Origin of the sequence: Martelella mediterranea DSM 17316 (assembly GCF_002043005.1) — a bacterium.
Classification (GTDB): Bacteria; Pseudomonadota; Alphaproteobacteria; order Rhizobiales; family Rhizobiaceae; genus Martelella; species Martelella mediterranea.
The window spans coordinates 2,945,639-2,958,891 of record NZ_CP020330.1; the positions used below are offsets into that span (position 1 = coordinate 2,945,639).

General features: G+C 62.9%; 15 protein-coding genes and 1 pseudogene. 4 read left to right on the plus strand and 12 right to left on the minus strand.

What is annotated here, in order from left to right; all coding sequences use genetic code 11:
- Positions 1–43: 43 nt before the first annotated feature.
- A pseudogene (locus Mame_RS27525) lies at positions 44–592 on the minus strand (RNA polymerase sigma factor); the annotation flags it as partial.
- The gene (locus Mame_RS13740) at positions 489–881 is read right to left on the minus strand and encodes a COG4315 family predicted lipoprotein (protein ID WP_018063052.1); all 393 of its coding nucleotides are present in this window, start codon (positions 879–881) and stop codon (positions 489–491) included. The pseudogene Mame_RS27525 and the gene Mame_RS13740, both read right to left, overlap by 104 nt.
- Before the next feature lie 133 nt (positions 882–1,014).
- On the opposite strand from Mame_RS13740, the gene Mame_RS13745 reads away from it, so the two are divergent.
- Both Mame_RS13745 and Mame_RS13750 read left to right on the plus strand, forming a co-directional pair.
- Positions 1,015–2,145 carry an ATP-dependent DNA helicase gene (locus Mame_RS13745; protein ID WP_018063053.1) on the plus strand — a complete coding sequence of 377 codons (1,131 nt, stop codon included), beginning with the start codon at positions 1,015–1,017 and terminating at the stop codon, positions 2,143–2,145.
- A gap of 81 nt (positions 2,146–2,226) precedes the next feature.
- The gene (locus Mame_RS13750) at positions 2,227–2,979 is read left to right on the plus strand and encodes a pyridoxine 5'-phosphate synthase (protein WP_018063054.1); all 753 of its coding nucleotides are present in this window, start codon (positions 2,227–2,229) and stop codon (positions 2,977–2,979) included.
- Positions 2,980–2,991: 12 nt separating this feature from the next.
- Here Mame_RS13750 and Mame_RS13755 read toward each other — a convergent pair whose 3' ends face one another.
- Positions 2,992–3,870: an SDR family oxidoreductase gene (locus Mame_RS13755; protein ID WP_018063055.1), complete on the minus strand. Its 879-nt coding sequence runs from the start codon at positions 3,868–3,870 to the stop codon at positions 2,992–2,994.
- A gap of 142 nt (positions 3,871–4,012) precedes the next feature.
- On the opposite strand from Mame_RS13755, the gene Mame_RS13760 reads away from it, so the two are divergent.
- Positions 4,013–4,429: a winged helix-turn-helix transcriptional regulator gene (locus Mame_RS13760; RefSeq protein ID WP_018063056.1), complete on the plus strand. Its 417-nt coding sequence runs from the start codon at positions 4,013–4,015 to the stop codon at positions 4,427–4,429.
- Positions 4,430–4,648: 219 nt separating this feature from the next.
- On the opposite strand, the gene Mame_RS13765 is transcribed toward Mame_RS13760, so the two are convergent.
- The 4 genes from Mame_RS13765 to Mame_RS13780 all read right to left on the minus strand — a co-directional run bounded on the left by Mame_RS13765 (position 4,649) and on the right by Mame_RS13780 (position 7,066).
- Positions 4,649–5,161, minus strand: a complete 513-nt coding sequence (locus tag Mame_RS13765) for an acyloxyacyl hydrolase (RefSeq protein WP_157624485.1) — start codon at positions 5,159–5,161, stop codon at positions 4,649–4,651.
- Between the two features lie 184 nt (positions 5,162–5,345).
- Positions 5,346–6,020, minus strand: coding sequence for a phosphoribosylformylglycinamidine synthase subunit PurQ (gene purQ, locus Mame_RS13770; protein ID WP_018063058.1), 675 nt, complete (start codon positions 6,018–6,020; stop codon positions 5,346–5,348).
- Between the two features lie 11 nt (positions 6,021–6,031).
- The gene (gene purS / locus Mame_RS13775; protein WP_018063059.1) at positions 6,032–6,274 is read right to left on the minus strand and encodes a phosphoribosylformylglycinamidine synthase subunit PurS; all 243 of its coding nucleotides are present in this window, start codon (positions 6,272–6,274) and stop codon (positions 6,032–6,034) included.
- A 30-nt stretch (positions 6,275–6,304) separates the two neighbouring features.
- On the minus strand, positions 6,305–7,066 hold the full coding sequence (locus tag Mame_RS13780; RefSeq protein ID WP_018063060.1) for a phosphoribosylaminoimidazolesuccinocarboxamide synthase: 762 nt from the start codon (positions 7,064–7,066) through the stop codon (positions 6,305–6,307).
- A gap of 241 nt (positions 7,067–7,307) precedes the next feature.
- On the opposite strand from Mame_RS13780, the gene Mame_RS13785 reads away from it, so the two are divergent.
- The gene (locus Mame_RS13785) at positions 7,308–7,631 is read left to right on the plus strand and encodes a DUF1476 domain-containing protein (RefSeq protein ID WP_018063061.1); all 324 of its coding nucleotides are present in this window, start codon (positions 7,308–7,310) and stop codon (positions 7,629–7,631) included.
- A gap of 94 nt (positions 7,632–7,725) precedes the next feature.
- Here Mame_RS13785 and Mame_RS13790 read toward each other — a convergent pair whose 3' ends face one another.
- The 5 genes from Mame_RS13790 to Mame_RS13810 are packed head-to-tail and all read right to left on the minus strand — an operon-like array spanning position 7,726 to position 13,171.
- A complete protein-coding gene (locus Mame_RS13790) occupies positions 7,726–8,931 on the minus strand; it encodes a molybdopterin molybdotransferase MoeA (protein ID WP_018063062.1) in 1,206 nt (401 codons plus the stop codon).
- Between the two features lie 3 nt (positions 8,932–8,934).
- Positions 8,935–9,426, minus strand: coding sequence for a cyclic pyranopterin monophosphate synthase MoaC (gene moaC / locus Mame_RS13795; RefSeq protein ID WP_018063063.1), 492 nt, complete (start codon positions 9,424–9,426; stop codon positions 8,935–8,937).
- Positions 9,423–10,232, minus strand: a complete 810-nt coding sequence (trpC, locus tag Mame_RS13800; protein ID WP_018063064.1) for an indole-3-glycerol phosphate synthase TrpC — start codon at positions 10,230–10,232, stop codon at positions 9,423–9,425. Before trpC ends, moaC begins: the two co-directional genes overlap by 4 nt.
- Positions 10,229–11,263: an anthranilate phosphoribosyltransferase gene (trpD, locus tag Mame_RS13805; protein WP_018063065.1), complete on the minus strand. Its 1,035-nt coding sequence runs from the start codon at positions 11,261–11,263 to the stop codon at positions 10,229–10,231. The genes trpC and trpD overlap by 4 nt, the downstream gene beginning before the upstream one ends.
- A gap of 12 nt (positions 11,264–11,275) precedes the next feature.
- Positions 11,276–13,171: a SurA N-terminal domain-containing protein gene (locus tag Mame_RS13810; RefSeq protein ID WP_018063066.1), complete on the minus strand. Its 1,896-nt coding sequence runs from the start codon at positions 13,169–13,171 to the stop codon at positions 11,276–11,278.
- Between the last annotated feature and the right edge of the window lie 82 nt (positions 13,172–13,253).

A 13,253-nucleotide genomic window follows, 5' to 3' on the forward strand; every position in this document is an offset into this window, starting at 1 on the left:
GCCGCCGCGCCCGCGACAGGCGCGACATCACCGTGCCGAGGGGAATGGCGAGCCTTTCCGCGATCTCCTCATAGCCATAACCCTCGATATCCCTGAGGATCACGACGGCGCGGAAATCCGGCTCAAGCGCGTCAAGCGCGGCCTCGACGCCGAGCCGGTCGATCTCGACGGCTTCCGTCGAATTGTCGGCAAGGCCGCAATCCTCGTCCAGAACCATCATCGGTAATACGCGGTCATGGCGGCGACGATTGGCGTCGATGTGGCGCATGATCGCGTAAAGCCAGCCGCCGAGATTTTCGCCCCGCCACTGGCCGCGGCGCTCGAAGGCGACCGTGAGCGTGTTCTGCAAAAGATCGTCGCCGTCGGCGGCCGATCCGGCCAGCGCACCGGCCATGCGGCGAAGCCGCGGCAGTTGCTCGAGCAACTGAGTCTCGAATGCGATGCGTGGCGGCGCAGCCTCGCAGCGACGCTGCGCCGTTCCGGCGCGATCATGCAGCCGGTCGCGCCACCTGCCAGTTGCCGTGATCGGCGTTCTGGCCGGTGATGTCGCCGGATTTCTTGTCCGCCGAGCGGAAGTAGAGGGGTTCGCCATTCAATGCCCACTGTCTTTGGTCATCCTTGCGCACCACAAAGCTGTAATGTGCGAAGGGTTGCGCGGATGGGTTGGCGAGATATGGGGGCCATTCCCTGGCGCAGCTACCGTAGCAAACGGATTGGTGCCTTGCGTCCTTGTCATAGGTGTAGAGCGTCTGGCCGTTCTGGCCGGCGAGAACCGGGCCGTCCGGCGTGTTGATGGCCTGGAAGGTGGTGGTGCCGGCATGGGCCATTCCTGCAAAGGCCGCAAGTGCCGCGGCTGCGAGGATCGGTGTCTTCTTCATCATGGTTGTCGTTCCGTGTCGTGATAACCGCAGATTGCGGTGGTTACATGCCATAGACACCTCGGCGGGTGGTTTTATTCCCGGACCTTGCGGTTTTTTGTTGCCGAGCGGCGGCGAATCCTGCCAATTCACGCTCATGGATTTCTCACCGCAACAGGATGAAGCGCTACAGGCGGTGGCGCGCTGGCTGAAGGAAGGCCGGGCCCCGGTGTTCCGCCTTTTCGGCTTCGCCGGAACGGGCAAGACCACGCTTGCGCGCTATTTCGCCGAGCATGTCGACGGCGAGGTGTTGTTTGCCGCCTTCACCGGCAAGGCCGCGCAGGTGCTGCGCTCGCGCGGCGCCACCAATGCCCGCACCATCCATTCGCTGATCTATCGCCCCAAGGGCGAGGAAATGATCGAGGACGAGGAGACCGGCAAGACCTCGGTTTCGCCGATGTTCACCCTCAACCGCCAGAGCCCGCTCGCCAAGGCGGCGCTGATCATCATCGACGAATGCTCGATGGTGGACGAAAAGCTCGGCCAGGATCTGGTTTCCTTCGGCACGCCGGTGCTTGTGCTCGGCGATCCCGGCCAGTTGCCGCCGGTTTCGGGCGGCGGCTATTTCACCAATCACGAACCCGATTACCTGCTGACCGAAATCCATCGCCAGGCCCGCGACAATCCGATCATCGACCTTGCCATGAAGGTGCGTGAGGGCAAGGAGATCGGCTATGGCGATTACGGCCTTGCGCAGGTCATCTCCAAGCATGACGTCACGCAGGAACTGGTGCTAGAGGCCGATCAGGTTCTGGTCGGCACCAATCGCACCCGCCGGCGCTATAACCAGCGGCTGCGCGAGCTTAAGGGTTTTTCGCAGATTCACCCCCAGGCCGGCGACAAGCTGGTTTGTCTCAGAAACGATCCGGCGAAGGGCCTGCTCAACGGCTCGCTGTGGAAGGTGATGTCAGCCTCGCGCGAAACCGTGAAGCCCGGCATCAATCTTCTGGTGAACCCGGAGGAGGACGACCCCGATCGCGGCGCGTCTCGTATCAAGCTGCTGAAGGCGGCGTTCGAGGACAGTGAAACCGAGATTCCGTGGTCGACCAAGAAGCGCTATGACGACTTCGATTACGGCTATGCGCTCACGGTGCACAAGGCCCAGGGCTCGCAATGGAACAATGTCGTGCTGTTTGACGAAAGCTGGGCGTTTCGCGACACGCGGGAGCGCTGGCTGTACACGGCGATCACCCGCGCGGCCGAAAAACTGACCATCGTCATGCAATGACGCAACCTTTTGTTGCCGCAAGGCGCACTTTGTCGCATATACGGCAAGACGCCTTTCGGCGCGGTCCATCTGGAGGGAGCCATGGTCGCCAAGCTGTCCGTTAACCTGAATGCGATTGCCCAGTTGCGCAACCGGCGCGACCTGCCATGGCCGAATGTACGCCATTTCGGCAGGATTGCGCTTGAAGCGGGCGCGCATGGCCTGACGGTGCATCCAAGGCCCGACCAGCGCCACATCCGGTTTTCCGATCTTCCGGTCCTGCGGGCGCTGATCGATGATGAATTTCCACAGGCGGAGTTCAATATCGAAGGCTATCCGAGCGATTTCTTTATCGGACTTTGTCTTGAAACCGAGCCCGAGCAGGTGACGCTGGTGCCGGATGACCCGGCGCAGGCGACCTCCGACCATGGCTGGAAATTCGCCGCGCATCGCGACCTGCTGAAGAAGTCGGTCGATAAGCTCAGGAAGAAGAATATCCGGGTTTCGATGTTCGCCGATGGCGATGCGACCGACGCCGAGCTTGAGGACGCGCGCGCGAGCGGCGCGGACCGGATCGAACTCTATACCGGCCCCTATGGCGCGTGTTTCGACGATCCTGACAGGGAGGCCGCGCTGGCAAAGCAGTTGGGCGACACCGCCCGACGCGCCCGCGAACGCGGTCTCGGCGTGAATGCCGGCCACGACCTGACCGTCGCCAACCTTCCGCCGCTTGTCGCGGCGATACCGGATCTGGCGGAGGTCTCGATCGGCCATGGCCTTACCGCCGATGCCCTGGAATATGGCATGGCGGAGAGCGTGAGACGCTTCCGCCATGCCTGTGGCGAACCGGTCTGAAACGGCGCAGCTTCAGGCGGACAGGTTGTTCTCGAAGAAGGCGCGAAGCGGCTTCGGCTTGCGACCGGTGAGGCGCTCGAAATCATCGTTGATGATGTCGAAACGGCCCGTGCGGATATTGTCGTCCGTGCTGACGAGCATGTCCACGAGGAAGGGCGGCAGCCCGAAGCCTTCAAGGGTCTTGCGCAGCGTGTCGCTGTCGACATGCTGTACCTCGAGCGGCTTTCCGCTGAATTCCCGTGCCAACGCCGCAATCTCATCGATGGAATAGCCCTGGGGGCCGACAAGCGTGTAGATCGCGCTCTCGTCGGTTTGCGCAAGCAGGGCGGCGGCAAGCGCCCGCGCGCAATCCTCATGGGCGACGTAGCTGAGCTTGCCGTTGCCGGCCGCCGACATGATCACGCCGTGCTCCAGCGCCTGCGGCAGGCTCATCAGCAGGTTTTCCTGATACCAGGTATTGCGCAGGATGGTGTAGCCGAGACCGCTATCCTTCACCGCCTTCTCGCTTCCCAGATGATCGCCCGCGAAGCTGATGAGCGAATCTTCCGGGTTCGGCAGCGAGGTGTAGATGATATGGCGGGCACCGGCTGCCTTGGCGGCGTCCACCGCGGCGCCGTGCTGGGCGACCCGATCGGTTCCCGGGGCGACGGCATCGGTGGAGATGATCGCGACCCGCTCTGCGCCGGCGAATGCCGGGCCAAGCGTTTCAGGCGCATTGAAATCGGCCTGCCGCACGACGACGCCTTTTTCGGCATAGCCGGCGAGTTTGGTAACGTCGCGCGTGGTGGCGATGATCCGGGCGGGATCCTTGCCGGTGGCCAGAAGAAAGTCCAGCGTTTCGCGGCCGAGCTTTCCGGACGCGCCGGTCAAGAGAATTGTCGGGTTGGTCATGGGGTGGTCTTCCTGTAAGATTAAAACTATTAAAGAGCTCTAGTCTCAAAAAGAGACCGCTATCTCATCTAATGTGATTTTCGATGATGTAAAGACGGGTTTAATTTGTTCGCAGGTTACACTGCTGTGCCTAGGAGATGAAATGACTGACGATCTTTCCGCATGGAGTCGCGCGCAAATCGCCGAAATCGTGTCCGACGATATGGTCGAGAATTGTCCGGTGCGCGATGTGCTCAATCAGGTTGCGGGAAAGTGGAGCACGCTGCTGCTCATGGCGCTTTCGAGCGGTCCCATGCGCTTTGCCGAGTTGAAGCGGATGACGCCTGACATCTCGCAACGCATGCTGACCAAGACGCTGAGGGACCTGAACCGGGACGGCTACATCACCCGCACCGTGTTCCCGACCAAACCGCCCAAGGTGGTTTATGATCTGACGGCAACGGGGCGTTCATTTCTTGAGCCGTTTTCGCTGCTGGTCGCCTGGGCGAAGGATAATCACAGGCAGATACGCGATGCGCGCATTGAATTCGATCGCGCCGAGAGCGACATGGTCTCTTGAGGATCGCCGAAAAACGAAACGCCCCGGAGCAGGGGGGATGCCGGGGCGTTTCTTTGGGGGTCATGCTCGAACGTATAACCACAAAACGCGGCCTGTGTCCGTATGGTTCCCATATATGGTTAATATTCCGGCGATTTAAAGGCGGCGAAGACTGCTGGGGTTTTCGGAACGCAGCGCACTGCGATGCTCAAGCCGACGCCTTCGTCAGTTTGACCGGAATCAGAAGCTGCGGCCAAGCCCGATGCCGCCATAGGTCAGGCCGCTGTTGGGGGAGGCGAGATCGGCGTTGGAGGAATGGCGCACCGTGGCCGTCAGGCTCCAGCTTTCGTCGAGATTGACGCCGAGAGCGACATATTCGTGAAACAGGACGTGCGAGCCGACGCCGGGTCCGCGACCGCCCTCGTCAATATCGGCGTTGGTCAGCGCGCCGCCGAAACCGATATCCGCGAAGGTCGGTCCCAGCAGCGGAAACTTCCAGCTCGCGCCCGCCATGATCTGCGACGATTCGTCATCGGTCGAGATGCTGGCGCTCAGAAAGAAACGGGGGTGGAAAACCTTGTCGAAACCTTCCCGGCCTTCACTGTGCAACGGATCGAAGAACACGCTGGGGATCAGGAATACGCCGCTTTCAAAATCCGACTTGGCGCCGAGCGAGGCTGCCACTTCGAAGCGGACTTCATCGAAAATACCGTCGCTGGAAACGGGCGCGGGAGAGGCGGGTGCGCTATCCATATCGGCGCCAGAGGCAGCAGTTGCGGTGATCAGGGCAAACGCAATTGCTGCCGCCGACGTCGGAAATCTGTTCAGATGCATAGGGCCGACCTAATCGAATCAATACAGCAGCAATCGTGCGCTGCCTTATTTTTTCCTAATACTGATCATTCTCACGTTCAGGTCAAGCCAAACATGCGCCGTGTCAGGCAATCTCAACCTGGCCCAGCGCCGCCTCGAAAAGGCGACGGCCGTCGGTGCCGCCATGGGCCGGCTCGATCAGATTTTCGGGGTGCGGCATCATGCCGAGAACATTGCCGGCTTCGTTGACGAGGCCCGCGATGTCGTTGACCGAGCCGTTGGGATTGGTGCCCTCCGCATAGCGGAACACGACCTGGCCGCGATCTTCGAGAGCCGCAAGTGTATCGGCGTCGGCGAAGTAATTGCCGTCATGATGGGCGACAGGGCAGCGGATCACTTCGCCGGCGGCGTAGAGGCTGGTGAAAGCGGTGCGGTTGTTCGCCACCGTCAGGCGGACCTCGCGGCAGACGAATTTCAGCGATGCATTGCGCATCAGCGCGCCCGGCAGAAGGCCGGCCTCGAGCAGGATCTGGAAGCCATTGCAGACGCCGATGACGCGCACGCCCGCGCGGGCCTTCTCGGCAACCGCGCGCATCACCGGCATGCGGGCGGCGATCGCGCCGCAGCGCAGGTAGTCGCCGTAGGAGAAGCCGCCGGGGATCACGATCAGGTCGACATCCGGCAGTTCGGTCTCGGTCTGCCAGACGGTGACCGGATCGGTGCCGGAAATCTGCCGGAGGGCTGCGAACATGTCGCGGTCGCGGTTAAGACCGGGAAGCTGGATAAGAGCGGATTTCATGGCGGCTCCGTTCAGTTCAGCTCGATGGCGTAGTTTTCGATCACCATATTGGCCAGCAGCTTCTCGCACATCGCGGCGACGTCGGCTTCCGCCTTGGCGCGGTCATCGGTATCGAGCGCGAGGTCGAAGACCTTGCCCTGGCGCGCGCCGGAAAGGCCCGTAAAGCCGAGGCCATGCAGCGCGCCTTCGATCGCCTTTCCCTGCGGATCGAGTACGCCGTTTTTCAAGGTGACGATGACGCGTGCGTTGATCACTGGCTTAACCTCAGCTTCTGTTCGAAAATTCTATTTGACCAGGACGGGGCCGGCGGCGCGCGTCGGCTCGTTCTCATTCATGATGCCGAGCCGGCGGGCGACCTCGGAATAGGCGCTGACTGCAACGCCATCGCCGCCCTCGACGCGCGAATCGAGGCGTTGGCGGGTCGCCAGATCCATCAGGCGACAGGAATCAGGGGAAATCTCGTCGGCAAGGATGATGCGCATCATGTCGCCCTCGAACAGGCGGCCGCATTCGATCTTGAAATCGACGAGCTGCATGCCGGCGCCGAGAAACAGGCCGGACAGGAAGTCGTTGATCCTGATCGCCAGCGCCATCATGTCGTCGAGCTCCGGCGGCGAGGCCCAGCCGAAGGCGGTGATGTGTTCCTCGGTCACCAGCGGATTGCCGAGCTCATCGGAATTCAGGCTGAACTCGACGATCGAGCGGGGCAGGGGAACGCCCTCCTCGATGCCGAGACGGCGCGACAGCGAGCCTGCCGCAATATTGCGCACGGTGACGATCAGCGGAATCATCTCGACTTCGCGCACGAGTTGTTCTCGCATGTTCAGGCGGCGGATGAAATGGGTGGGAATCCCGATCGCGTTCAGATGTCCGAAGACATATTCCGAAATGCGGTTGTTCAGAACACCCTTTCCGTCGATCACGTCGGCGCCCGCACCCGGCTCGGTGCTGGCGTCGTCCTTGAAGAACTGGATCAGGGTTCCGGGCTCGGGGCCCTCATAGAGGACTTTACCCTTGCCTTCATAAACCCGGCGGCGACGACTCATCTCTGTCTCGTATACGTTGGCGCGCCAAGCGCGCTGAAATCATCAGTTTCGCTGCAATAGCGAGTTTGCGCCGCTTTCTCAATCAAAACCACGTGTTTTTCAAGGCAATTGCGGTTTTGCACCTTTTGCTGACGACAAACTGTCGCATGCGGGCAAATTTTGAAGCAAATGCCGGTTTTTTTCTTCTCAATCGCGCAAAGACATACCATCTTAGGAGGACAAGATTATCAGGGAGGTCGACATGGCAGATCGAATCTTTGCAGACCGCGGGCGCGCCCACGAGGCCGCCTACACGGCGGAACAGCATGCGCATTTCAACACGCTCGCCCGGCGCAACCGGATGCTGGCCAACTGGGCGGCAGGACTTTTGGACCGTGAAGGCGACCAGGCCTATATCAGCGAAGTGATGGCCAGCCATTTCATCGAGGCCGGCGATGCCGACCTGACGGGAAAGCTGATGGCGGACTTCGCCGCCGCCGGCGTCCAAATGGATGAGCAGACGATTCATGCCAAATTGAACGAGTTCATGCTCGCGGCCGCTGCCCAGGAAAAGGGTTCGGCCTGAGGCAGCTGGAGCGGTCTCCGTTTTCCAGGAAGTCGTGACCGCTCTCTGCCTCTTTTTCAGGGGCGGCCGATGGGGCTGCTCCTCGGCGCATCGCTCAGCCGAGGTTCACGATCCTGACAGTCTCGCCCGCTTCAACCGCCTTGGCGTGGGGCGGGCGGACGATCAGACAATCCGCTTCGGCAAGGGTGGCCTGCAGGGATGAATCCTGCCGCTCGAACATCTCGACGCGACCTTCGCAATCAAACCGGCCGCGCATATAGTGCTGGCGCGGGCCGTTGTCGGCGAGCGCTGATGCGGCGATTGCCGTGGTCTCGCGGTTGCGCGGCGGGAAGTGTCCGACATGGCGGATGAGCGGCTCGGCAAAGAGCAGGGCGCAGACGAAGCTCGAGACCGGGTTGCCGGGCAGGCCAAGCACCCGCATTTCCCCTAGCCGGCCGACCATCAGCGGCTTTCCCGGCCGCATCGCGATCTTCCAGAAATCGAGTTCCATGCCCATGGCGGCAAGCGTGGGGCGGATCAGGTCGTGATCGCCGACCGACGCGCCGCCGATCGTCACCAGAATATCGGCCTTCGCCTCGACCGCTTTTTCCACGGCCCCGCGTATCGCCGCTTCGCTGTCGCCGGCAATGCCGAGATCGATGACATCCGCGCCATTGTCGCGGGCAAGAGCGGCAATGGCGACGCTGCCGGAGGCCGAAATCTGGCCGGGGCCTGGAAGCGTGCCGGGCGGCACCAGTTCATTGCCGGTGGCAAGCACGGCGACGCGCGGCCGGCGGAAGACGGGAAGCACAGCGTGGCCGCCGGCTGCCGCAAGCGAAAGCGCGCGGGCGTCAAGCGTGCGGCCGCGGCTGAGCAGGATATCGCCTGCGGCAAAATCCTGTCCGGCATACCGGATATTGTCGCCCACGGTGGCCGCAGTCTTGAAGAACACGCCGGCATCGCCGCGCTTTTCGGTATTTTCCTGTATCACCACGCTATCGGCGCCTTGTGGCAGCGGCGCGCCGGTGAAAATCCGCATCGCGGTTCCGGCGGTCACATGCGCGTCCGGCATCGCGCCGGCGGCGACCTCGCCGATGACCTGAAGCTCCGCGCCTTCGGGCCCGATATCGCCCGCGCGCACCGCATAGCCGTCCATGGCGGAGGCCGCGAAGGGCGGCTGGGTGATACGGGAGGCGATATCCTCGCAAAGTACGCGCCTATTGGCATCGGCAAGCGCCATGGTTTCCGTGTCGCTTACCTGCGGAGCATGCTCCAGCAGGATCTCGCCGGCTCTTTCAACGCTCAGCAGGGGATCGGCCATGGCTCAGCCTTCGCGCTTGAAGTCGCCGCTCGCGCCGCCGGATTTCTCGACCAGCCGTATCGCGCCGATCTCCATTTCGCGATCGGCGGCCTTGGCCATGTCGTAGATCGTGAGGCAGGCGATGGAAACGGCGGTCAGCGCCTCCATCTCGACGCCGGTCCGGCCGGAAAGCGAGGCAGTGGCGACGACCCTCAGACCCGGAAGCGCGGTGTCGGCTTCGATGTCGACGGCGATCTTCGTCAGCATCAGCGGATGGCAGAGCGGGATGAGGTTGGCGGTCTGCTTCGCGCCCATGATCCCTGCCAGCCGGGCGGTGGCGATCACGTCGCCCTTCTTGGCGTTGCCGCTTTCGATCAGCGCGAGCGTTTCCGGCTTCATCCGGACATGGCCTTCCGCCGTGGCGGAGCGGATTGTCTCCGCCTTGGCGCCGACATCGACCATGCGGGCCTCGCCGGTCTCGCCGATATGGGTCAGGCCGGCGGGCTTGTCGGTCATGGCGCGGCCTCGGCTGTGCCCTTCAGCAGCGCACGGGTGGCTGCGGCGATATCGTTCTTGCGCATCAGGCTCTCGCCCACGAGGAAGGTTGAAATGCCGACCTTTTTCAGCCGCAGGCAATCGTCATGGACGAAGATGCCGCTCTCGCCGACGATCAGCCGGTCCTCCGGGATCATCGGAACGAGCCTTTCGCTGGTCTCAAGCGAGACCTCGAAAGTGCGCAGATTGCGGTTGTTGATGCCGATCAGCGGCGAGGAGAGCTTCAGCGCCCGCTCGCATTCCGCCTCGTCATGGACCTCGATCAGCGCGTCCATGCCGAGTTCGAAGGCGGTCTCCTCCAGGAGCCGGGCCTCGTCATCGGAAAGGCTCGCCATGATGATCAGGATGCAATCGGCCTGCCAGGCGCGGGCCTCGTAGACCTGATAGGGCTCGAACATGAAATCCTTGCGCAGCGCGGGAAGGGCGCAGGCCGCCTTGGCGGCGGCAAGAAATTCCGGCGCGCCCTGGAAGCTCGGCGTATCGGTCAGCACCGAAAGGCAGGCCGCCCCGCCTTCTTCATAGGCCGCAGCGAAGGCCGGCGGATCGAAATCCGGGCGGATCAGCCCCTTGGAGGGGCTTGCCTTCTTGATTTCTGCGATCAGGCCGAATGCGCCTCCGGCCTTTTTGGCGAAAAGCGCATCGGCGAAACCGCGCGGTTGATCAACGTCGCGGATCCGGGCCTTCAGCTCATCGAGCGGCACAGTGCTCTTGGCGGCGGCAATTTCCTCGCGCTTGTAGGCTTCGATCTTCTTCAGAATATCGGTCATGGCCGGATTCCATGTTCGGGCTTTCGGTTTGAAACGGCAACCAGCCGCTCGAGCGCAAGCGTCGCCTTGCCGCTTTCCAGCGCATCCGTGGCAATCGCCATACCGTCGGAGATCGTATCGGCCTTGCCGGCGACAACGAGGGCCGCGGCGGCATTGCAGAGCGCTATGTCGCGATAGGCATTCTTTTCGCCGGCAAGCACCTTGCGCAGCGCGGCCGCATTGACCTTGCCATCGCCGCCGCGCAGCGCCCTGAGTTCGGCTTGTGGAACGCCGAAATCGGAGGGCGAAAGCGTGAATTCGCGAACCTTGCCATCGGCAAGCTCGGCCACCAGCGTCTCGCCGGTCGTGGTGATCTCGTCGAGGCCCTGGCCGTGGACGACCCAGACCTTTTCCGATCCGTGGTCACGCAGGACCTCGGCGAGCGGGCGCACCCATTCGGCGGCAAACACGCCGAGCAATTGGCGTTTGACGCCCGCGGGATTGGAGAGCGGGCCGAGCAGGTTGAAGATCGTGCGGGTGCCGAGCTCCACGCGCGACGGACCGACATGGCGCATGGCGGCGTGGTGCTTCTGCGCGAACATGAAGCCGATGCCGGCCTCTTCCAGGCAGGCCTCGATCAGGGCCGGCGTGATATCGAGATCGACGCCGAGTTCCGACAGGCTGTCGGCGGTGCCGGAGCGGGAACTGAGCGCGCGGTTGCCGTGCTTGGCGACGGTGACGCCGGCGCCGGCGGTGATGATCGCCGCCAGCGTGGAGATATTGTAGGTCCCCGCGCCATCGCCGCCGGTGCCGACGATATCGATGGCATCGGCCGGGGCTTTGACGGGCGTCATCTTGGCGCGCATGGTCGAGACGGCGCCGACGATCTCGTCGACCGTCTCGCCCTTGACCCTCAGCGCCATCAGAAAGCCGCCGATCTGCGAGGGCGTGGCCTCGCCCGACATCAGCAGATCGAAGGCCTGGCGGGCTTCGTCACTGGAAAGCGACTGGCCGCTTGCGACTTTCGCGATGAAGGGCTTCAACTCGGACATAGTTCGCTCTTCTTATCTGAGGTTGATCGCCTGCTGGGCCAGCGTCTGGTTGATCGTGACGCCATATTCGCCCTGCAGCTTGTTGATCATTTCGTCGAGAATGTCGTCGCCGGCATAGGATGCTATGGCGTTGACCGCCTGGTCGTCGCCGGATGCGGCCAGCGTGCCGACCGGGTTGACGACGGCCACGACCTTCAGCACCACCTGTTCGGTGCCGCTGTCGCGCGGCGCGGTGGCCACGGTGCCGAGCGGGCCGCTGAAGGCGGCGGCGACGGCTTCCGGGCCGAGATCGTCATTCTGCGTGGTGCGGGTGACGGAGGTCACGCTGTTGACGTCGATCGCCAGCTCGTCGGCAATCTGCTGCAGGCTCTCGCCGCCCTCGACGCGGGCCTGCAACTCGCTGGCCTTGTCGGCAAGAGCCTCGCGCTGCTGCTCGGCCGCCCAGTCGACCTCCACCTGGCTGCGAACCTCGTCAAATTCGCGGTCGCGCGAGGGGGTGATGTCGACGACCTCGTACCAGACGACGCCGCCGTCATTGAGCGTGAGCGGCAGGTTCTCGACGCCGATATCGCTGTCGAAGGCTGAAGCAACGAGTTCTGTGCCTAGCGGAATATCGGCAACGGGAGTGCCGCTTTCATCGTTGCCCTGGGCGTCGATGGCGTCGATGGTCACCGGCTCAAGGCCCAGGCTTTGGGCCGCTTCGGCCATCGAAGCACCGCCGGCGCGCTGGTCCTCATACTGGTTTTCGACATTCAGGATATCGTCCGTTGCCTGCTGCTCGGCGAGTTCCTGACGGATCCGGTCCTTGACCTGGTCGAAGGGCGTGACCTGTTCGGGCGAGATCGCGGTGACGCGCAGGATCACAGGGCCGAAATTGCCCTGGACGACTTCGCTGGTGCCGCCCTCGTTCTCGATGGCGAAGGCCGCCTCGTCGATCGAGGCGTCCGGAAACTGGCCCTTGGTGAAAATGCCGAGGGTCACGTCGCCGGTGGTCTTGCCCTGTTCGCTGATAAGCTGGTCAAAGGTCTTGGTGCCATCCGCGAGCGCCTGGGCGGCCTGTTCGGCTTCGGCCTGATCGGAGAAGGTGAGCTGCTGAATGCGGCGCTCCTCCGGCGTGGTGAAGCTCGAAATCCGGGCATCGTAATCCTCGCGCACGGCGGCATCGGTGATGGCAGCAGGATCGGCGATATCGGAGGGATGCAGCGCCACATAGGAAACCTTGCGGTATTCCGGGGCGCGATAGGCGGCCTTGCGCTGCTCGAACCAGGGCTTCAACACCTCGTCGCCCGGCGATTTCACCGGCTCGATGAAGGCGTTGTTGAGGACGATGTAATCGACGCCGCGGGACTGGTTGCGGTATTCGCTGATGGCATCCACCAGGGCTTTGGGCGGGACGAAGCCGTCGGCGATGCCATCGACGACCTGGGAGCGCACGGCGACCTTGGAACGTTCGGCGACATAGTCATCCTCATTGAGGCCGACATTGCGCAACAGCGCGCTGAAGCGCTGGCGGTCGAAACGGCCGTCGGCATTCTGGAAGGCGGGATCCTGGGCGATGATCTCTGCCAACCGGTCTTCTGAGAGGCCGAGATTCATGTCGTCGGCGAGCTGGTCGAGCGCGGCGCCGGCAACGAGCTGGGCATTGACCTGCTGGTCGACGCCGATCATGCGGGCTTCCTCGCCGGTCAGCCGCCGGCCGAACTGGTTGCTGAGGCTGTTCAACTGGCGCTGATAGGCGAGGCGATACTCATTGGCCGAGACTGTCTTGTCGCCGACCTTCAGCACCACATCGGAATTGCCGGACAGGAACGCGCTCGACGCCCCCCATACGCCGAAGGAGATGATCAGCAGGATCAAGAGGAGTTTCGCGACCCAGGTCTGGGCGCCTTTGCGCAGTGTCTCAAGCATTCTTGTGCAGTCCCTGTTTGCCGGTCCTTCGGTTTTGTGACGCTTCATAGACGAAGATGCAACCGAATTGAAGCCGCAGATG